General features: G+C 39.2%; 21 protein-coding genes and 1 pseudogene. 1 reads left to right on the forward strand and 21 read right to left on the reverse strand.

All coding sequences use genetic code 11. From position 1 onward, the window contains the following. Together ADH90_RS11575 and pbp2a are read right to left on the reverse strand one after the other, a co-directional pair. Positions 1-147: pseudogene (locus tag ADH90_RS11575) on the reverse strand (sigma-70 family RNA polymerase sigma factor); the annotation flags it as partial. 172 nt (positions 148-319) lie between these two features. After that, the gene (pbp2a, locus tag ADH90_RS05330) at positions 320-2,545 is read right to left on the reverse strand and encodes a penicillin-binding protein PBP2A (RefSeq protein ID WP_049530273.1); all 2,226 of its coding nucleotides are present in this window, start codon (positions 2,543-2,545) and stop codon (positions 320-322) included. Positions 2,546-2,633: 88 nt separating this feature from the next. On the opposite strand from pbp2a, the gene ADH90_RS05335 reads away from it, so the two are divergent. After that, a complete protein-coding gene (locus ADH90_RS05335; RefSeq protein WP_152904476.1) occupies positions 2,634-3,509 on the forward strand; it encodes an RluA family pseudouridine synthase in 876 nt (291 codons plus the stop codon). A 73-nt stretch (positions 3,510-3,582) separates the two neighbouring features. Here the strand turns inward: ADH90_RS05335 and gap are convergent, their stop codons facing one another. From gap to rpsM, 19 genes are all read right to left on the reverse strand, one after another. Then, a complete protein-coding gene (gene gap / locus ADH90_RS05340; RefSeq protein WP_000260673.1) occupies positions 3,583-4,593 on the reverse strand; it encodes a type I glyceraldehyde-3-phosphate dehydrogenase in 1,011 nt (336 codons plus the stop codon). A 154-nt stretch (positions 4,594-4,747) separates the two neighbouring features. Continuing rightward, positions 4,748-6,049, reverse strand: coding sequence for an ABC transporter permease (locus ADH90_RS05345; RefSeq protein ID WP_080982626.1), 1,302 nt, complete (start codon positions 6,047-6,049; stop codon positions 4,748-4,750). Further along, entirely contained in the window at positions 6,018-6,701 is a 684-nt protein-coding gene (locus ADH90_RS05350; RefSeq protein WP_049530275.1) for an ABC transporter ATP-binding protein, read from the reverse strand. Before ADH90_RS05350 ends, ADH90_RS05345 begins: the two co-directional genes overlap by 32 nt. Before the next feature lie 161 nt (positions 6,702-6,862). Continuing rightward, a complete protein-coding gene (locus ADH90_RS05355; RefSeq protein WP_049530276.1) occupies positions 6,863-7,783 on the reverse strand; it encodes a helix-turn-helix domain-containing protein in 921 nt (306 codons plus the stop codon). Between the two features lie 122 nt (positions 7,784-7,905). Further along, on the reverse strand, positions 7,906-10,557 hold the full coding sequence (gene adhE, locus ADH90_RS05360) for a bifunctional acetaldehyde-CoA/alcohol dehydrogenase (RefSeq protein WP_049530278.1): 2,652 nt from the start codon (positions 10,555-10,557) through the stop codon (positions 7,906-7,908). Between the two features lie 289 nt (positions 10,558-10,846). Further along, positions 10,847-11,260 (reverse strand): MORN repeat-containing protein, encoded by a 414-nt coding sequence (locus ADH90_RS05365; RefSeq protein ID WP_049530281.1) that lies wholly within the window; start codon positions 11,258-11,260, stop codon positions 10,847-10,849. Continuing rightward, complete coding sequence (locus tag ADH90_RS05370) at positions 11,253-11,690, reverse strand: low molecular weight protein-tyrosine-phosphatase (protein WP_049530283.1); 438 nt, start codon at positions 11,688-11,690, stop codon at positions 11,253-11,255. Before ADH90_RS05370 ends, ADH90_RS05365 begins: the two co-directional genes overlap by 8 nt. Positions 11,691-11,738: 48 nt before the next feature. After that, positions 11,739-12,059 (reverse strand): preprotein translocase subunit YajC, encoded by a 321-nt coding sequence (yajC, locus tag ADH90_RS05375; protein ID WP_049530284.1) that lies wholly within the window; start codon positions 12,057-12,059, stop codon positions 11,739-11,741. Between the two features lie 116 nt (positions 12,060-12,175). Further along, a complete protein-coding gene (gene tkt, locus ADH90_RS05380) occupies positions 12,176-14,152 on the reverse strand; it encodes a transketolase (RefSeq protein ID WP_049530286.1) in 1,977 nt (658 codons plus the stop codon). 118 nt (positions 14,153-14,270) lie between these two features. Further along, positions 14,271-14,894 carry a hypothetical protein gene (locus tag ADH90_RS05385; protein WP_049530287.1) on the reverse strand — a complete coding sequence of 208 codons (624 nt, stop codon included), beginning with the start codon at positions 14,892-14,894 and terminating at the stop codon, positions 14,271-14,273. A gap of 53 nt (positions 14,895-14,947) precedes the next feature. After that, positions 14,948-15,904 carry an RNA-binding cell elongation regulator Jag/EloR gene (gene jag, locus ADH90_RS05390; RefSeq protein WP_049504883.1) on the reverse strand — a complete coding sequence of 319 codons (957 nt, stop codon included), beginning with the start codon at positions 15,902-15,904 and terminating at the stop codon, positions 14,948-14,950. Between the two features lie 14 nt (positions 15,905-15,918). After that, complete coding sequence (locus ADH90_RS05395) at positions 15,919-16,746, reverse strand: membrane protein insertase YidC (protein WP_162837480.1); 828 nt, start codon at positions 16,744-16,746, stop codon at positions 15,919-15,921. Next, a complete protein-coding gene (gene rnpA, locus ADH90_RS05400; protein WP_000745628.1) occupies positions 16,721-17,092 on the reverse strand; it encodes a ribonuclease P protein component in 372 nt (123 codons plus the stop codon). The genes ADH90_RS05395 and rnpA overlap by 26 nt, the downstream gene beginning before the upstream one ends. Before the next feature lie 320 nt (positions 17,093-17,412). After that, positions 17,413-18,750, reverse strand: a complete 1,338-nt coding sequence (locus tag ADH90_RS05405) for a PFL family protein (protein WP_049530288.1) — start codon at positions 18,748-18,750, stop codon at positions 17,413-17,415. Positions 18,751-18,759: 9 nt separating this feature from the next. After that, complete coding sequence (locus ADH90_RS05410; protein ID WP_000644115.1) at positions 18,760-19,026, reverse strand: ACT domain-containing protein; 267 nt, start codon at positions 19,024-19,026, stop codon at positions 18,760-18,762. Positions 19,027-19,487: 461 nt separating this feature from the next. Beyond that, positions 19,488-19,874, reverse strand: a complete 387-nt coding sequence (gene rplQ, locus ADH90_RS05415; RefSeq protein WP_000331493.1) for a 50S ribosomal protein L17 — start codon at positions 19,872-19,874, stop codon at positions 19,488-19,490. An 11-nt stretch (positions 19,875-19,885) separates the two neighbouring features. Then, positions 19,886-20,821, reverse strand: a complete 936-nt coding sequence (locus ADH90_RS05420) for a DNA-directed RNA polymerase subunit alpha (protein ID WP_000568996.1) — start codon at positions 20,819-20,821, stop codon at positions 19,886-19,888. Positions 20,822-20,863: 42 nt separating this feature from the next. Next, on the reverse strand, positions 20,864-21,247 hold the full coding sequence (gene rpsK, locus ADH90_RS05425; protein ID WP_001118385.1) for a 30S ribosomal protein S11: 384 nt from the start codon (positions 21,245-21,247) through the stop codon (positions 20,864-20,866). 17 nt (positions 21,248-21,264) lie between these two features. After that, the gene (rpsM, locus tag ADH90_RS05430) at positions 21,265-21,630 is read right to left on the reverse strand and encodes a 30S ribosomal protein S13 (RefSeq protein ID WP_000090783.1); all 366 of its coding nucleotides are present in this window, start codon (positions 21,628-21,630) and stop codon (positions 21,265-21,267) included. Positions 21,631-21,635 lie beyond the last annotated feature (5 nt).

Below are 21,635 nucleotides of genomic sequence, written 5' to 3' on the forward strand. Positions count from 1 at the left end.
CACCAGTTCTGGATGCTTTTCTAGAAGTTCGTAAAGGCAGATCAGTCCTTCTTGATCCCAATCCTCTTTCTCCCACAGGTGGAGATAATAATCTTTTCGGCATCTATGGACAATTCCTTTTACCTTCTCATAATTCTTTTCAAGCATTTGCTTTCCCCCTTTCTCTACTTGTAGTATAGCAGAGAAAGGGGGAAAGAAGGGATTTGATTTCTGTCTTGTGTTTTTTCAAGTCCAAGGTGTATCAGGAAGTATGAATACTGACAAGTGAGAATAAAAAAAGACAAAGATTTGAATCCTTGTCTTTTACCTTTTAAACGTTTTAGCGAAACAGATCTACAATGGTATCCCAGACAGTCTGAGCTTTTTCTTTAATTTTAGCATCCGATAACGCTCTTCCTGCTTCATCGACCAGATTTTGCGCCCGTCCACGAATATCTGATAGTATATCATCAGACTGTGCACTAGTATCACTTGTAGTTTGTTTAGGTGTATTTTCTGGTGCAATACCATTCATTTTATAAGCATTTTCAACTGTAAAAGTGCTACCTGGTGTATATGGTAGGATTGTTTCCGCCATACTTCTAAAAATGTGAGCAGCACCATTCGAAGTCGAACCTGCTAAATAGTGATTTTCATCAGTAGTCGGGAAACCAAGCCAGTGGCTAATGACTAAATCAGGGGTATACCCAATCACCCATTGATCACTCGTATATTCTGGATTGAAGGCAGCCTCTGTCGTTCCGGTTTTCCCAGCCATAACATAATCATCTGGAGACGAACTTATACCTGTGCCATTTGTAAAGGTTCCGAGCATCATACTTGTCATTTTATCAGCTACCGATTTGTCTACTACTCGTTTTTGAGTGTTTTTATGAGTAGCAATCACTTGACCACTAGCATTTTCAATACGAGTGATAAAGTGAGCATCCGGCATGAGTCCTTCATTTGCAAACACTGCGTATGCTTGGGCCATCTGAAGAGGGTTAGTTTCTACGCCACCACCTAAAGCCACTCCAAGCACACGATCTACATCGCTCATGTTTAGACCAAACTTTTCACCCGCTTCAAAGGCTTTATCTATTCCAAGCTCTTTAACAGTAGCTACTGCAGGTAAATTTAAAGATTTAGCCAAAGCTTGATACATGGGTACTTCTCGTGATGTCTTGATTCCTGCGTAGTTGTCTACTTTATAATCACCATATTGCATGGTATGATTATCCAACTCCTTATTAAGAGACCAGCCTGCCTCAACCGCTGGTGTGTACACTATCAAGGGTTTAATAGTAGACCCTGGACTTCTTTTGGATTGGGTTGCATAGTTAAAATTTCTGAAACCTGTTTTATCATCCCCGGCCACTCGACCAACAACTCCTCGAACTCCACCTGTTTTTGGTTCTAATGCTACACTACCAGACTCTGCATGTGTTCCATCTTCAGCTGTCGGAAAGAGAGAAGTATTTTGGTAGATAACCTGCATATTTGCTTGGTAATTTTGATCTAGCTCCGTATAAATTCGATAACCGTTATTAACGATTTCTTCCTCTGTTAGATTATACTTTTCAATAGCTTCATTGACAACTGCATCAAAATAGGAAGGATAACGGTAGTCTGATATTTTCCCTTCATAACTATCTTTCAATTGAGAAGCCATATCAACACTTGCTGCTTCTGCTTCCTTATTTTTATCAAGATAGCCGGCAGCCACCATATTTTGCAAGACAGTATCTCTTCGATTAGTTGAATGCTCAATAGAATTCAGAGGATTGTACAATTCTGGGCCTTTAAGCATACCTGCTAAAGTGGCGGCTTCATCAAGAGTTAATTCCGATGCCGAAACACCAAAGTACTTTTTACTAGCATCCTCAACGCCCCAAACTCCATTACCGAAGTAGGCATTGTTCAAGTACATAGTTAGAATTTCTTTTTTACTGTATTTTTTGGTTAATTCTAAAGCAAGAAAGAATTCTTTGGCCTTTCTCTGCACAGTTTGATCTTGTGAAAGATAAGCATTTTTCGCCAACTGTTGAGTAATTGTAGATCCACCACCCGAGCGACCAGCTGTTAGGATAGCTAGGAAAAAACGACCATAGTTAATTCCACTATTTTTATAGAAGCTTCTATCTTCTGTCGCAATAACAGCATTCTGCAAATCTTCACTAATTTCCGAGAGCTCAACATAGGTCCCTTTTTGGCCTGATAAGGCACCAGCCTCATTCTCTTCTCTGTCAAAAATCACTGTTCGCGTTTTCAAAGCATTCTGCAAGTCTGTAACATTTGTCGATTTAGCCAAGGCAAATAGATAGACCCCAACAAATAAGCTTGCACTTAGTCCAAGAATTAGAAAGATTTTGGTCAGATGATAACGACGCCAAAATTTTCGAATAGGTCCGACTTGCCCAACTTTCTTTCGCCCACCTCTTGATCTTCTTAAATTAGTCGAGGTATTTTCTTCATTATTAGCTTCGTCGATTTCTATTTCTTCCATTTCAGCTTCATCTTTCTTAAATAAAGAAAGAAATTTTTCAAATAATGTATCTAATTTCATGCGTTTATTTTATCATCTTCCCCATAGGAAGACAAGAATTTAGCTAGTTTCTCTATCCAAATAATCTATTTTTTGTTACAATATCTGTATGAAATTTACCTTTGTTATCCCTGACTCTCTTCCTGAAATGACTGTCAAAATCTTCTTGGAGGAGCAGCTACTCATTCCGAGAAAAATACGGCATTTCTTGAGAATTAAAAAGCATATTCTCATCAATCAAGAAGAAGTCCACTGGCATCAAACTATCAAATCCGGAGATGAATGTCAACTGATTTTCGATGAGGAGGATTATCCTACAAAAGAAATTGTTTGGGGGAATCCTAATCTTGTCCAAGAAGTTTACCAAGACCAACATTTGATTATCGTTAATAAACCAGAAGGTATGAAAACTCACGGGAATCAACCAGATGAGATTGCTCTTCTCAACCATGTCAGCGCCTATGTAGGCCAGACTTGCTATGTCGTTCATAGACTAGACAAAGAAACAAGTGGACTCGTACTATTTGCCAAAAATCCATTTATACTGCCCATCCTAAATCGATTATTGGAGAAAAAAGAAATCTCCCGCGAATACTGGGCTCTGGTTGAGGGGAACATAGGAACTAAAGAGCTTGTCTTTCGAGACAAAATCGGTCGTGATCGTCACGATCGTAGAAAACGGGTGGTGGATTTCAAAAATGGTCAATATGCTGAAACTCATGTAACTCGATTGAAACAATTTCAAAACAAAACTAGTCTCGTTCGTTGTCGATTAAAAACAGGACGTACTCATCAGATTCGAGTTCATCTATCTCACCACGGTCATCCAATCCTTGGAGACCCTCTCTATAATCCACATTCCAAAACTAGCAGACTGATGCTTCACGCATTTAAGCTATCCTTTATCCACCCTCTAACTTTTAAAAAATTAAGTTTTACTGCGCTATCAGATACATTTGAAAGAGAATTAAAACAAAATGGATGATTTCATCATCCATTTTTTCTTATAGATACCAAAAAAGCAAGGCCAGTCGGCCTTGCTTTGATTGACTCAGGAATTATTTAGCGATTTTAGCGAAGTATTCAAGAGTACGAACAAGTTGTGAAGTGTAAGACATTTCGTTGTCATACCATGAAACAACTTTAACCAATTGTTTACCGTCAACATCAAGAACTTTAGTTTGAGTTGCATCAAACAATGAACCGAATGACATACCTACGATATCAGAAGATACGATTGGATCTTCAGTGTATCCGTATGATTCGTTAGAAGCTGCTTTCATAGCTGCGTTTACTTCATCAACAGTAACGTTCTTGTCAAGAACTGCTACCAATTCAGTTACTGAACCAGTTGGTACAGGAACACGTTGAGCAGCTCCGTCCAATTTACCATTCAATTCAGGGATAACCAAACCGATTGCTTTAGCAGCACCAGTTGAGTTAGGAACAATGTTAGCTGCAGCAGCACGAGCACGGCGAAGGTCACCTTTACGGTGTGGTCCGTCAAGAACCATTTGGTCACCAGTGTAACCGTGGATAGTAGTCATCAAACCTTCAACGATACCGAAGTTGTCATGAAGAGCTTTAGCCATTGGAGCCAAACAGTTTGTAGTACATGAAGCACCTGAGATAACTGTTTCAGTACCATCAAGAATATCGTGGTTAGTGTTAAATACGACTGTTTTAACATCTGATCCACCAGGAGCAGTGATAACAACTTTCTTAGCACCACCAGCATGCAAGTGTTTTTCAGCAGCTGCTTTAGTAGCAAAGAAACCAGTTGCTTCAAGAACGATTTCTACACCGTCGTTAGCCCAGTCGATTTGTTCTGGATCGCGTTCAGCAGAAACTTTAACGAATTTACCGTTAACTTCGAATCCACCTTCTTTAACTTCCACAGTACCATCGAAACGACCTTGAGTTGTATCGTATTTCAACAAGTGTGCAAGCATAACTGGATCTGTAAGGTCGTTGATGCGAGTAACTTCAACACCTTCTACGTTTTGGATACGGCGGAAAGCAAGACGACCGATACGTCCGAAACCGTTAATACCAACTTTAACTACCATTAGTGATTTCCTCCTTATGAAAATCATGAAAATTTTATTGTGAAAAGAGTAACTTGAATCACTACAAATCACCTTTCAACGTTCTTATTATATAACTATTTAAGCTAAATTGCAAGCGCTGGCCTTGATTTTCTATGCTAGTTTCTTTTTGCGCTTATTCATAGCGTAAAGATTCTACCGGATCCATTTTACTAATCTTACGGGCTGGAAAGTAGGCTGAAATATAAGCAAGTAGTACGGCAAAAACTAGAGTGCTAAAAATAGAGAGGAAGTTTAATTCAAAAACTTTAGAAATAGACGGGTAGAAATGATTCACAGCTACATTCGCCAAACTTCCAAGCCCTTGTGCAATCAAAAATGCCATAAACAAAGCAATCCCTACAATCCAAATAGCTTCGTAGATAAAGATACCTTTCACATCATTATTTTGATAACCAACTGCCTTCATAACACCTATTTCCTTAGAACGTTGCATGATATTGATGTAGATAATAATGCCTATCATAACAGCGGATACCAAAATAGCTTGAGAAGAAAGTACTATCAAGAGCCCCTGAATAACACGAATAAAGGTAATCACAATATCAAGAACTGCCTGTTGAGAAAGAACTGTATACTTCTTATTTTTTTGCAATTCTTCTGTTACTGCTTTTGTCTGAGATGGATCTTTGAGTTCCAAAATGAAATAAGATACAGTCTTTGTAAATCCAGCTTCTTTCAAAATAGATTCCATTTGATAGGCTGACATAAAACTGTTACTGTCCTCCATGTCATCTTCATCATTTATCACACGTACAATCTGAGTTTGAAATTGAGAAGTCTTGCTACCTTCAGCCCCATTTTCTACAATGCTTGCCGATACTGTTTTGCCTATAACATCACTAGCTGTCAGATTTTTCCCTGTTTGTTCATTCCAATTTTTCAGTAGACTCATCGGAATCGTCAATCCCTGCTCTTTTGCATCAGTGTATATAGGCCCTGCTAGCACTTTTTCTTTCTCATTACTGCTAACAGAGATACTTGTATCCTCGTATAAACTCACAACCTGAGCATAAGAAGGCATGGTTTGACTAAAGTCTACTTCTTGTCCGTCTATGCTAATCTTTGACATGCTCATGCTAAAAGGACTTTCTAGATATTTAATAGCTTCTTTTCCAACCGTGTCCGTAATATAGTTCTTATCATCTTGGTTCAGAAAACCTCTTCCAGCAACACTGGAATTCAGTGCAATCTGCACTTGGGAAGGGAGCTTCCCTCCGTTTGTATTTTCATCAATCATAGAAATCAGAGCATTTCCCAGACCAAAAGAAATCAGTACGCCTACAAAACCGATTGAAGTTGCTACCGCAATCAACAAATTACGCCACTTTCTTTCCATAAAGTTACTTAAAGAAAGTTTGAATTTATTTTTAAAGGATAATCCTTTATTTTTTGACTTCTTCAACGACTTCACCATCCTTCATTTTGATAATTACATCTGCATATTCAGCCACTTCTGGGTTATGAGTCACAATCAGCACTGTTTTCCCAGATTTGGCCAAACTTTTAAATACTTCTAATACAATTTCTTGGGATTGAGAATCCAGAGACCCTGTTGGCTCATCAGCCACAATCATATCCGGTTGATTGACAAGAGCACGTGCAATGGCTACACGTTGCTTTTGCCCACCAGATAGCTGCTTGACATTCTTAGCCATAAAAGGCTCCATCCCTAGACTGAGAAGCTGCTCCTGAGCGATCCTTGTCATTTCTTTATCCGACAAATCTTTGACATAGAGAGGCAACTTGACATTATCCAGAACAGATTGATGGGGGATGAGATTGAAGTTTTGAAAGACAAACCCAATGTTGTCTTTGCGAAATTGAGTCAATTCAACCTCCGATAGTTCTCTAAGAGACTCCCCTTTAAAATCTAAAACTCCCTCGTACTCTCTATCCAGGCCACTGATGATATTCAGTAGACTGGTTTTGCCACAGCCTGACGGACCATAAATCGCTGTAATTTTTCCTTCAGCAATCTGCAGGTTAATATTTCTTAGAGCCTGCTCTTTATGTTTGCCGTCCAAAGCGTAAAATTTTGAAATACTTTTCATGGATAAAATGGACATTATAATCTCCTTTAATCACTTGTGTTATCGTGTACCGATACAAACTATATTTATCTATCAGATTCAAAAGGAATCAAAGAATTCCTTTCTCTTTTTACAAATTCATTGTAACAAAAAAGTGACATTTCACCAATGACAGAAATGTCACTCCTATAAACCCTTTAACAATATCTTTCTAGGTCCTCCGCCCATTCATTATCTAAACTAACGATTAACTGCTCATTACCAAACATTCTCGCCATCATTTTTGCTTCTTCATACTTTTGTTTGGCTGTATCATAATCTATCTGAATATAATATTTCCACTCAAGCATCAAGACAATAGGTTGTTTTTGAAAATCTCGTGTTTTTTGTCCTATTTTATTTAAGGCTTCAACCGCTCTCTTAAAATAATGAAACAGACCCATAATCTCTATACAAGTTAAAGAAGCTAACAAGGAGTCTCTAAGTAAGTCTAAACAATCGAACTCCATCTTATCAACCTGAGAACTTAGTTTATCATGAAAATAAAGAATGGTTTCATGCTCAGATTCTTTTATTTCACCCGCTTTCAAACCATCCATTAAGTTACATGCAAAATACAACCTCAGTCTTAATAGTTCCTCCGCTTTATATACATCTCTGGATAGTAAGTTCTGCAGACCATTTTCAAGCACACTGGTACCATACAAAGAATTACCAGTTGCTCTCACTGCATCTATAGCTTGAAGACAATCCACTACCACTTTCTCATCACGTGGCAAATCATCATAAAAACACTCAAAAATCTCATCAAAATAGTCTTCCTTCTGTTCCTGCAACTCTTTGTCTCCGTAGTCAGGATGATGAAGAAGAAAGTACTTTAATTCTTGATAACGCTTCGGTAATTCCTTATAGTCTGGCATCAAGACATAGGAGGGAATGTCTAGCCTATCTGCAATATATTCCAGTGTTTTTATAGTAGGACGAAATTCTCCTTTTTCAATGCGCACCAACTGACGGACTGATAGTTCGGACTCATCCCCACAAAAAACTGGACGACTTAGTCCTTTCTCCTCTCTAAGAAGCCTTACCTTTTCCCCTAGCTCATTTGTCTTGCTCATTTGCCCCTCGCATGATTATAAAAGATTTGGTTTTCAAATAAATATATACGATTATTATACCATTTCTCAAAAAGAATTACAAAAAAGAGACAGGATTCCTCCTGCCTCTGGCTGATAATCTATTATTTACGACGTCCTGGACGTTCTGCATAACCATAGTAAGCATCTGCCATGATTTCTTCCATGTCAGCTACCATTGGCAAGCGTGGGTTTGCAGGAGAACATTGGTCTTCGTAAGCAAGCAAGGCAATTTCATGCAAGCTATCTTTCCAAGCTTTTTCATCGATTCCTTGATCCTTGAAGTTCATCTTAATACCTACTGCAACACCAAGGTCGTAAACAGCTTTGGCGTATGCTTCAACTGCTTCTTCTGGAGTTGAGTGAGGCAAACCAAGCATTTTGGCGATGTCTTGGAATTTCTCATCAGCTTTCCAGTAGTTGTATTTAGGCCATGTAGTAGTCTTAGATGGACGAGTTCCGTTGTAACGGATTACGTATGGAAGCAAGATTGCATTTGTACGTCCGTGAACAGTGTGGTGAACCGCACCAATCTTATGGGCCATTGAGTGACTCATCCCAAGGAAGGCATTGGCGAAGGCCATACCAGCCATTGTAGAAGCATTATGCATTTTTTCGCGAGCTTCTGGATCAGCTGTCTTAACTGATTTTTCTAACCATTCGAAGACAAGCTTGATTGTTTGAAGAGCGATACCATCTGTATAATCATTAGCGAAGTTTGAAGTGTAAGCTTCGGTAGCGTGAGTCAAGACGTCCATACCAGTGTCTGCAGCGATGAAGTCAGGAACTGACTCAACCAAAGCAGGGTCAACAATCGCAATAGTTGGTGTCAATGAGTAGTCAGCCAATGGATATTTACGGTTGTTTTTCTTATCAGAGATAACGGCAAATGGTGTTACTTCTGAACCTGTACCTGAAGTTGTTGGAATACCGATGTATTTCGCTTTCTTGCCAAGTGATGGGAAGCGGAAGGCACGTTTACGAATATCCATGAATTTTTGAACCAAGTCACGGAAGTCGATTTGTGGTTGTTCGTAGAAGAGCCACATTACTTTAGCCGCATCCATTGGAGAACCACCACCAAGTGCGATGATTGTGTCTGGTTCAAATTTTCGCATCACTTCAGTTCCACGTTCTACAGTTGTGATATCTGGATCTGGTTCAACATCTGAGAAGACTTCGACAGTTACACGGTTGCTACGTTTGTTCAATTGATCAATAACACGTTGAACAAAGCCTAGTTTTTCGATAGATTTGTCTGTAACAATCATAACGCGTTCAATATTTTCACAGGTTTGAAGGTATTGGATAGAATTGCGTTCGAAGTAAATTTTTGAAGGAACTTTAAACCATTGCATATTATTTCTACGTTTCCCTACTTTCTTGATGTTTAGAAGGTTGATCGCACTCACGTTATCACCAACTGAGTTGTGTCCATATGAGCCACATCCAAGTGTCAATGATGGAATGAAGGCATTGTATACGTCACCGATACCACCGAAAGTAGATGGAGAGTTCCAGATAATACGCATTGCTTTGATTTCTGTACCAAAGCGTTTAGCAAGAGCTTCGTCTTTTGTATGGATGGCTGCTGAGTGACCAAGTCCGTTAAACTCAACCATTTGACGAGCTTTTTTAAGACCGTCTTCTGTATCTTCAGCTTTTAGGACAGCGATAACTGGTGATAATTTTTCACGAGTCAACGGTTCTTTTGGTCCTACTTCTGCACATTCTGCAGCCAAGATATTTGTACCTTCAGGCACGCTGAATCCTGCTTGTTCTGCAATCCATGCAGCTGGTTTACCAACGATGTTTGCATTTAGTTTAGCACCAGCACAGTTTTTGCTGTTAGCTTTCACACCGAAACAGAATTCTTCAAGAAGAGCTTTTTCTTTCTTGTTTACAAAGTAAGTGTGGTATGACTTTAATTCTTCTACAAATTCATCGTAAACTTCTTTATCAATGATAACTGCTTGTTCTGACGCACAGACCATACCATTATCGAATGATTTAGACATAACAATGTCATGAGCAGCTTGACGGAGGTCAGCTGATTTTTCGACATAGGCAGGAACGTTTCCGGCACCTACCCCAAGAGCCGGTTTCCCGCATGAGTATGCAGCTTTAACCATGGCATTACCACCTGTTGCGAGGATAGTTGCAACCCCTTCGTGGTTCATAAGTGCTCCAGTTGCTTCCATTGATGGTTCAGTAATCCATTGAACACAGTTTTCAGGTGCACCAGCTGCAATTGCTGCATCACGAACGATTTGTGCAGCATGAGCAGAAGATTCTTGAGCTGATGGGTGGAAGGCGAAAACGATTGGGTTACGTGTTTTCAAGGCAATCAATGATTTGAAAATTGCTGTTGAAGTTGGGTTTGTTGTTGGAGTGATACCACAAATAACTCCGACTGGCTCCGCAATCTTCGTCAAACCTGTAATTGGATCATCTTCGATAACTCCAGCTGTTTTAACTCCACGCATATTGTTCACTACGTGTTCACAGGCAAATAGATTTTTTGTCGCCTTATCTTCAAATACTCCACGACCAGTTTCTTCAACTGCATGTTGTGCAAGGATACCGTGCGCGTCAAGTGCGGCAACAGACGCTTTTGCCACGATATAGTCAACTTGCTCTTGATTCAATTTGCGCATTTCTTCAAGCGCAACCAAAGCTTTTTGTACTAATCCATCTACATGCTTTTCAGCAGCAAGTTGTTTTTCCTCTGGTGTTACTGTTTTTTTATCAGCCATATTATCCTCCATAGCCTTTAAGGATATTATCCTTTGTTAAATTTTTCACAAGTTTATTATAACTCTTTTTTTATACTTTGTAAACAGTTTCATAGATATTTCACAAAGAATTTTCAATTTATTGTGAAATTTTTTATCAAACTATTGTTTTTATGCACTCTTTTATCAATCTTTGTGAAAATAATATTGAAATTATTTTATTTCACAAACTTTTTTTATGATATTTTTAACGCAAAACCCAAGGAAGCGCTTTCTTATCATTTTGATAAAAGACCTCCTTGTTAGGAGGTTATTGTGCTTGTTGGAAGAGCCCTTGTTTAAAGTCGCCTTCATAGACAACTTCTTGCTCAGTAGTTAGTTTTCCTTTTCCTTCAGCTTGGCCGTTAACAAAATCACCTTCATAAACCCAGCCATCCTTTGCTTGGTAGGTACCTTTGCCATTGAATGTCCCATTTTTAAATTGTCCAGTGTAGGTGTCGCCATTTGAGAAGGTCATTGTTCCTTGACCGTTCATCTTTCCACGAACGATGCTCCCATCGTAGACAATTGAGTCACCATCCAGTTTTAAAACCCCTTGCTTTGGCATATTCCCTACAAATACAAAAATTGCACAAAGGACTATGACTACTACCGTCGCAATTTCTAAACGAGGGCGTGTTATATAAACACTGTATTTATCATAGAATTTCTTTAAATTATCCATTTTTTGCCTCATTTTCTAAACGTGTTAGCCATGCTTGGCAACCAGCTAAAACTCGATCATAAGTTTCGTCAAAGTCACCTGTATACCATGGATCTGGAACACTTTCAGAAGCGAACGCCTCTATCTTATGCTGTTGTTCTTGAGGACACATACGAGTCAAGTCAAGAAGATTGGACTCATCCATTCCGATAATATAGTCAAAATATTCAAAATCATCCTTAGAGATTTGTTGCGACGTTTTTGATGAATCATAAGGAATACCGTGAGTTTTAAAGATTTTCTGAGTCCCTTTGTGAATTGGATTGCCGTGTTCCCAAGATGAAGTTGCTCGACTTTCAATCTCACAATTATCGGTTAAAGATTTCATAACAAATTCTGCCATAGGACTTCGGCAAATATTACCAAGGCAAACAAAAACAACCTTTTTCATCATTACTCCTCATTATCATAGAAAAACGGGAATGAAATCCACCCCGTTTTATTCTTCAATCGCGCTTTCACCATCAACAACCGCACCTTCAGGTGTGACAGCTTCTTTAACTGGCAAAACTGTTCTAATTGCACCTAATTCGAAAGTCAAGTATACTCCGTCTACATCAAGTACAATCGTTTTGTTTTCAGTATCAACTTCGTCGACTGTACCGTAGAGACCACCGATAGTGATTACTTCGTAGCCTTTTTGAAGTTTGTTGAGGCTCTCCATACGTTTTTCAGCTTGTTTCTTTTGAGAACGTTGCATGAAGAACATCAAGCCAAACATCAAAACAAGCATAATCAAGAATGTTAAATTCCCACCCATTATTTTTTCTCCTTTGTAATTCAGATAAAACTACTATATCAAATTTCACTTGTTTTTACAAGATTGCACCTTGATTTTAGGTCAATAAAAAACCAGAGCAAACGCCCTGATTTTTCTTATTTCAAATTGTTTACAAGTTCTACTAAGTTTTCAACTGTAAAGCCATATTCTGCCAATACTTTTGGTGCTGGGGCAGATGCTCCAAAGGTATCAATACCGAGAACTGCTCCATCAAGCCCAACATATTTATACCAGTTTTGGCTAGCACCCATCTCAATTGCTACGCGACGACGAACTGCATTTGGTAGGATTTCTTCTTTATAAGCTGCATCTTGAACATCAAAAACATCCGTTGAAGGCATACTTACCACGCGCACCTTACCACCTTGACTTGCCAATTCTTTAGCAGCTGAAACAGCTAGGTTCACTTCTGAACCTGTTGCAATCAAAATCGTGTCAAAGTCTGCTGCATTTTCATAGACAACATAAGCACCTTTCGCAACCTTATTAAAGTCAGTTCCTTCCTCAACAGTCAAGTTTTGACGAGTCAAGACAAGAGCAGTTGGTGTTTTCTCACTCTTCACTGCAAGGTACCAAGCTGCTTGAGTTTCACGCGCATCTGCTGGACGGAAAACGTTGAGATTTGGAATCGCACGAAGTCCTGCCAAGTGCTCAATTGGTTCATGAGTTGGTCCATCTTCACCAACTGCGATTGAATCGTGAGTAAAGACATAGGTCACAGGAAGACCTTGTAGAGCTGACAAACGAACTGCTGCTTTAAGGTAGTCTGAGAATACGAAGAAAGTTCCACCGTAAACTCGAAGTCCACCGTGAAGAGTCATCCCGTTCAAAACAGTTCCCATTGCAAATTCACGAACACCAAATTGGATATTACGGTTCAAACGATTTGCATCGTCCTGAAGTCCGTCAGTTTTGATGTAAGTCATATTTGAATGAGCAAGGTCAGCTGATCCACCAAGGAAGGTTGGCAATTTAGCAGCCACTACATTTAAAGCATCTTGGCTTGAGTTACGAGTTGCTTGAGAGAAGCCATTTTCTAAAGCTGGGAAGTCTTCTGGAGTCAATTCAACTGGATCGCGTCCGTCGATGATTGCTTCCACTTCTGCAGCAAGCTCTGGGTAAGCTCCTTTATAATCTGCAACTAGTTTTGTCCATGCTTCATATGCTGATGCACCTCGGTCCGCAACATTTTCTTTGAAATCAGCATAAACTTCTGCTGGGATTTCAAATGGTTCGTAGTCCCAACCAAGGGCTTGACGAGTTGCAGCAGTTTCGTCTGCACCAAGAGGAGCACCGTGTACGGCATTAGTTCCTTGTTTGTTTGGCGAACCATAACCAATAACAGTTTTCACTTCAATCAAAGATGGTTTTCCTGAAGCCTTAGCTTCTTCAATAGCTGCTTGAATAGCTTCTAAGTCTGTCCCATCTTCTACCAAGGCTGTATGCCAACCGTAGGCATTATAACGATCGCGAACACTCTCTGTGAATGAATCTTTTGTCTCACCGTCCAAGTTGATATCATTTGAATCATAGAGAACAACCAATTTGTCAAGTTTCTGCAAACCTGCATAAGAAGCAGCTTCACTTGATACACCTTCCATCAAGTCACCATCTCCACAGATAACATATGTGTAGTGATCAAAGATGTTATAACCTTCGCGGTTATACTTGGCTGCAAGGAAACGTTCTGCTTGTGCAAAACCTGTCGCAGTCGCAATCCCTTGTCCTAGAGGACCTGTTGTTGCATCAACCCCTGCTGTATGACCAAATTCTGGGTGACCTGGAGTTTTAGAACCCCATTGACGGAAGCTCTTTACTTCATCCATGCTCACATCTTCAAATCCAGAAAGGTGAAGAAGGGCATAGAGAAGCATTGACCCGTGACCCGCTGAAAGAATAAAACGGTCGCGGTTAATCCAGTTTGGTTGAGCTGGATTGATACGAAGTTCTTTAGTGAATAGGCTGTATGCCATCGGTGCAGCTCCCATAACCACCCCTGGGTGACCTGAGTTCGCTTTATTGATAGCGTCAATACCCAAGAAACGAATAGCATTAACAGATAGATTTGACATAGAATTTCCTTTCTATTTAAGGTGATAAGTTTATCACATATCCTATTCTACTATTATATGAAAAAACAGATAGAATAGCAATAAAACAATTTACTATAAAATGACTCAGCCGATTATACTAATCTCTAGTCACTTGATAGTAAGGTGATAGTTTTTCAAAACCTCTATCAAGTTTTTCTAGAACTTTATCTATAGTATCTTCATCAGCTACTGGAATATCAACTTTTACTAAAACCTTACGAATCTCCTGATTGGATAATTGTTGTCTTAAAAGTTGTCTATTCTCCTCAGTAGCTTGTACTCTATAGCTTTCATCGTTTTTCTGAACCCAATAATAGATTCCATCAACCACCGGGATATCCAATATTTTAGCTTGTTTTGACAAGGTAGTCTCATCTTTCTTTCTCTCTACAAAGCTGACTTCTATAGAGATTCCCCAATTATTCTGATTTCCATACAAACGAAGAGCCATCATTGGCTCTGTCACTTTCCCCTCACGCTGTAGATAAACCCAAAAATGTGGTCGCAAGCGCTGCGCTTGGTTCATCCACTGGCTAGTCTGTTGGAGTTGCCATTCTGGATGGCTTGCTTGAAAAGCTTTAGCCAGTTCTGTAAAAGCCTTTCTAGCTTCCTGTCCCTTACTCCTCAAATATAGCATTTTCTCAGCATCTTGTCCTGCCTTCTCTGGTTTTTGATACTGTAAGCCAGAGTATGCAAGGTAGTCTCTCATTGTATTCAACATAGGATTAACCTCCCTTAGCTAGCAAAAAATCAGGGAAGCCCTGATTTTCTATTTTATTCTGTATCAACAACAACGTAACGATTTGGCTCATCACCTTCTGAATAACTAGTGACACCTTCCATACGTGAGATGATACGATGGATAATTTTACGTTCGCTACTAGACATTGGATCAGTCACCTGGCTTCGCCCCTCTTCTAGGACACGTGTAGCTAACTTCTGTGCATAGCTTTGCAAGACTTCTGCACGGTGCTCTACATAGTCATTAACATTGATGGTAATATAGAAGGTTCTTGAATAGCGGTTATAAAGATAATTTTGCGCTAAGAGCTGAAGAGATTTCAAGACCTTACCATGGTAACCGATAATACGACCCGGTTCATTGGTATCAATTTGCATATTGATAGAACGGCGATTTGAGGTACTTGAAATTGCTCCCTCAACATCCATATCATCAATAATACCTTGAACATAATTGGTTACTTCTTCGACCACCTGGTCAATATCATAGGTCGGTTCAATCTTCAAACCTAGATTTTCTAAATCATCATTCTGCTCGACTTCTTCCTGCTCTTTAGATTCTTCTGGCAGTAAATCTTTTAGAATGGCAATATGACCAGTCTCCTCTAAAATTGTACTAGCTTCTTTCTCATTTTTAAGAATTTCGGCCTTAACTTCTTCAGAGATCCCTTGTCCTTCTTCCTCGATTTTCTTAATTGCTTCAACAACATGGCCTAAGTCTACTGTTGCTTCACTAACAGTCTTAACGGGTTCGTTCTTAGCATTAACTTCCTTTGGAACTCCCTTCACTGCTTGCTGATTTGCCTTCACAACAGTTGTCTCACTAATTGCTTCGATATCAACTTGCGCTGGTTTCTTCCCAAAAAGGCCAAAGAAACCTTTTTTCTCCCTTGAGACAACCTTGATATGCGCCTTCATTCTAGGAATCCCCAATTCCTTCAATCCCGTTTGGATCGCTTCCTCAACAGTTGAACCTGTAAATAATACCATTACAAGATTCCTCCTTACTTTTTCTTTTTCTGTGCTTTCTTGAGAGCTTTTCTCTTCTTGATTTCTAAATCCTTCTTAGCCTGTACTCCTGCCTCACGCTCTGCAATAATCTTAAATGGATTGTTGAGCAGATAGGTTTGGAGCACCTGATAAGCATTGGATACCGCCCAGTATAAGGCAACCCCACTTGGTGAATACATGGCAAAGAAGAAAATCATGACTGGCATTGCATACATCATTCCTGTCATAGCACCATTTTTCTCAACCATGGCCTTATTGGATAACCAGGTGCTAAGGAAAGTAAAGATAGCTGCCAGAATAGGCAAAACAAAAGTCGTATCAACACCACCAAGGTTAATCCATAAGAAATGACCCGTTTTTAGAAATTCTACCCTACTCAAAGCTTGGAACAAGGCCAACAAGACTGGCATTTGGATTAAGATTGGCCAAAGAGAAGCTGACTGCTTCACACCATGTTGCTTGAACAACTGACGCATTTCTTGATCCAGCTTGGTACGGCTCTCCATATCCCGTCCCGGATAACGTTCTCGCAACTCCTTAACAAGTGGTTGTACTTCTTGCATCTTTCTAGATGCCACCATTTGTATCTGAAAGACTGGTAAAAGAATGGTTCTGATTAAAAGGGTAAATAAAATAATCCCCAGACCAATACTTGTATCAAATGATAAAAAGCGAATAGTTTCAGCAAAAAAATAAACAAATTTACTCCAAAAATCTGTTGATTCAGCTGTAATCTCACTCGTCGTACCACTAGCCGTGCAGGCGCTCATCACAAATAAAGCAAGCACCATTAAGCTAGTCAACTGTAATTTCTTTTTCACTCCCATTTCCTTCCTGGTAAATCTTTGATAACTTTAATACGTGAAGTAGATTTTTTTCCATTTCCGCGTAGTCCAAGATTTCAACACCTTTTCGAGCAATCACAACAAAATCTACGTTTTCAACCAGCTGATTTTTATGTTCAATCAGAATATGTCGAATTCTTCTTTTGATCTGATTTCTCATGACAGCGTTTCCCAATTTTTTGCTGACAGACAGACCAACTCGAAAATGCTGTTCATTATTTTCTAATCGATAAATAACAAATTTACGATTAGCAAAACTCTCCCCTTTTTTAAATATTGCACTAAAATCTTTCTCTTTTTTTACACGAAAGCGTTTTTTCAAAATTCAACTCCATCTATTAAAACTACTACTATTATACCATAATTTTTCAAAAAGCCAATCATAGCAAGGTTTTAGCCCATTTTACAGAATGAAAAAACTAGTTTTATCCTTTAAATCATCTTATTTTTGAACAAATTTACAAATTTGAACATGCTACTTTCTCTTGAGATAAAACAAAAGTCACCCTTTGGAGTGACTTTTGTAGGAGATTATTATGAAAAAGTTAGGATTTTAATTAAATAAAGTTAGGAGGTCTTTATTTAATAATAGTAGTATACAGGTCTATCCTTAAATTCAACTTAAACAGATTCCACTTCTTTTTAATTTTTAAAACTATGGATTGGAGCCGGGATTTGTCCTCCACGTGCAATAAAATCAACAGATGATGCACCGTTGACCTTCATGACTGGAGCTGTTCCTAAAAGGCCACCAAATTCAATCATATCGCCTTCTTTTCCTTTTGGAATAATACGTACAGCAGTTGTTTTCATATTGATGACTCCGATAGCAGCTTCATCCGCAATCATTGCTGCAATCGTTTCTGCAGGTGTATCCTCAGGAATGGCAATCATATCCAAACCAACTGAACAGATAGCTGTCATAGCTTCTAATTTTTCCAAATTAAGGGAGCCGTTTTGCACTGCAGCAATCATCCCCTCGTCCTCAGAAACTGGGATAAAAGCACCTGACAAACCACCAACTTGGTTGCAAGCCATAACTCCGCCCTTTTTAACTTGATCGTTCAAGAGAGCCAATGCAGCAGTCGTTCCATGAGTCCCAACTGTCTCTAGCCCCATTTCTTCAAGAACACGAGCTACAGAATCACCCACTGCTGGAGTTGGAGCTAAACTCAAATCGACAATCCCAAAATCAACTCCGAGGCGCTCACTAGCCATTTGACCAACCAATTGACCAATACGGGTAATCTTGAAAGCTGTTTTTTTAACAGTTTCAGCAACAACATCAAAGCTCTGACCTCGAACTTTTTCCAAGGCACGTTTGACAACACCCGGTCCTGAAACACCTACATTGATGATGACATCTGCTTCACCTACACCATGAAAAGCGCCTGCCATAAAAGGATTGTCCTCTACCGCGTTGGCAAATACAACCAATTTAGCCGCCCCCATATCAGATAAAGAAGCTGTTTCCTTAATAATGCGCCCCATATCCGCTACTGCAGTCATATTGATGCCCGATTTGGTAGAACCGATATTTACTGATGAACAAACCTTATCCGTTTCTGCCAATGCACGAGGAATGGAGTTGATAAGGATTTCATCACCTTTTTGATAACCCTTTTGTACCAAGGCTGAAAAACCACCAATGAAGTCAACACCAATTTCTTTCGCAGCTTCATCCAGTGCTTTAGCTAAGACTACATAATCCGTCGCATCGGTAGCAGCACCAATCAAGGAAATTGGAGTAACTGATACCCGTTTATTTACGATGGGAATTCCCAGCTCAGCCGCAATTTCATCCCCAACAGCCACTAAATTAGCTGCTTTTGTAGTAATCTTTTCATATATTTTATCCGCAGCACGATTGATATCTGGATCGATACAGTCCAAAAGGGAAATCCCCATGGTAATGGTTCTAATGTCAAAGTTTTGCTCCTCAATCATAGCGATTGTTTCGGTAACTTGTCTAATATCCATAAATACCTCCTAGATATTGTACATAGCATCAAAAATAGCCGCACTTTGAATATTGATTTTGACATTCAAAGTCTGACCAAAAACCTCAAATTCGTTTCTAAGATGAGTAAAATCTTGTTTTTCATCACTAGATACCACAGCCATCATTGTAAAGAATTCATCCAAGACTGTTTGTGAGATATCATCAATATTTAAGCCTAATTCAGCAATTTTTGTCGCAACACCTGCAACAATTCCAGATTTATCTTTACCAACAACAGTAATAATAGCTTTCATGATTAAACTCCGTTTCTAACACAGAACAATATCCATTTCGGACAAAAATAAAATGAAAAAGGGAGATAGAGTAACTAAATCACTTAATAGTGAACAATTATCCAAGTTGAAATCCTAAAAAATCTCTTAGTTGATCTTGTACCAGACTAGTATTTTTTTACCAAGTCGCTAGTTTAGAACTTGAAACTGATAGTCTATTGGCTCATAACCTCTTTATAGAATATTTTTGAAAAAATGAACATTGTTGATCTTTTTCCATAGTATAGCATATTTCTTAATAAAATACTCAAAAACGCCTGCTTACGAAATTGTTCTTTAGTAAAAAACAATTTCGTAAACAAGCGTCTACCTTATCATCTTATGATGAGTGTTCCCGCTAGGACATAAGTCCTAGCGGTAGACCAGAGCTAGACTAAGAGCACAAGACCCCATCATCATAACACTCAACAAAATTGATGATTTTATACTAATTCGATGATCGCCATTGGCGCTGCATCACCACGACGTGGTTCAGTTTTAAGGATACGAGTGTATCCACCGTTACGCTCAGCATAACGAGGTGCGATTTCTGAGAACAATTTTTGAAGTGCTGTAGTAGAAGTGTACTTATCAGTTGCTTCATCATAGTTTTCAGATGCGATTTCATTACGTACGAAAGCAGCTGCTTGACGACGTGCATGCAAATCACCACGTTTACCTAGAGTAATCATTTTTTCAACAGTTTTACGGATTTCTTTAGCACGAGCTTCAGTTGTCACGATTGATTCGTTGATCAAAAGGTCAGTTGTCAAATCGCGAAGCATTGCTTTACGTTGTGAGCTAGTGCGTCCTAGTTTACGGTAAGCCATTTATTCCTCCTTTATTTATCTTTTAATCCAAGACCCAAATCAATGAGTTTGACTTTCACTTCTTCCAAACTCTTGCGTCCAAGATTTCTTACTTTCATCATCTCTGCTTCAGATTTTTCTGTCAAATCATGCACAGTGTTGATACCGGCACGTTTCAAACAGTTGTATGAACGCACAGACAAGTCAAGTTCCTCAATCGTACGTTCCAAGATACGGTCGTCCGATTCAGTATCAGCTTCTTTCATCACTTCTGCTGACTTAGCAATCTCTGTAAGATTTGTAAACAAATCAAGGTGCTCAGTCAAGATACGCGCTGAAAGCCCTAAAGCATCTTCTGGAATAATTGTTCCATTAGTCAAGATTTCAAGGGTTAATTTGTCGAAACCATCATTGCTACCTACACGAGCAGGTTCAACTTGATAGTTGACTTTTGTAACTGGTGTATAAATAGAATCTACAGCAAGTGTTCCAACTGGTGCATTATCTTTTTTATTTTCATCAGCAGGTACATATCCACGACCACTGTTAACAGTCATTGTCGCTTTTAGAGAAGAACCTTCACCGATTGTAAAGAGATAATGATCTGGATTTACAATTTCAATGTCGCTATCTGTCAAGATATCTCCAGCTGTAATTTCAGCAGGACCTTGCACATCTAGTTCAATGATCTTTTCGTCTTTAACGTAAGATTTTACTGCAATACCTTTGATGTTCAGAATGATTTGCATCACGTCTTCGCGAACACCCGGAACTGTATCAAATTCATGCAATACACCTTCGATATTGATAGATGTTACAGCAGCCCCTGGAAGAGAAGCTAGAAGTACACGACGAAGAGAGTTACCAAGTGTTGTACCGTAACCACGTTCAAGCGGTTCGATTACAAACTTGCCATAATCTTTATTTTCATCAATTTTTGTTATATTTGGTTTTTCAAACTCGATCATTTAGTTACTCCCTCTTAAACGAAAAGCAGTGTAAGGTTATGATTATACACGGCGACGTTTTGGAGGACGAGCACCATTGTGTGGCACTGGAGTCACATCACGAATTGCTGTTACTTCAAGACCAGCGGCAGCAAGAGCACGAATAGCTGACTCACGACCAGAACCTGGACCCTTAACAGTAACTTCAACTGACTTAAGACCGTGTTCTTGTGCAGATTTAGCAGCAGCTTCAGAAGCCATTTGAGCAGCAAATGGTGTAGATTTACGAGAACCTTTAAAACCAAGAGCACCAGCTGATGACCAAGCAATTGCATTACCATGCACATCAGTAATCATAACAATAGTGTTATTAAATGTAGCGTGAATATGAGCAATACCAGATTCGATATTCTTTTTCACACGACGTTTACGTGTTGGTTTAGCCAAGACTTTTACCTCCTATATTATTTTTTCTTACCAGCAATCGCAACAGCTTTACCTTTACGAGTGCGAGCGTTGTTTTTAGTGTTTTGTCCACGGACAGGAAGTCCACGACGGTGACGGATACCACGGTATGAACCGATTTCCATCAAACGTTTGATGTTCAAGTTTACTTCACGACGAAGGTCACCTTCAACTTTGATTGCATCCACTTCACGACGGATAGCATCTTCTTGATCTGGTGTAAGATCGCGAACACGTACATCTTCTGAAATTCCAGCAGCTGCCAAGATTTTCTTAGATGTTGGAAGTCCGATACCGTATACATAAGTCAATGAAATTACTACGCGTTTGTCATTTGGAATGTCAACTCCAGCAATACGAGCCATGTTTT

This window comes from Streptococcus pseudopneumoniae, assembly GCF_001073085.1.
GTDB classification, from domain to species: Bacteria; Bacillota; Bacilli; order Lactobacillales; family Streptococcaceae; genus Streptococcus; species Streptococcus pseudopneumoniae_M.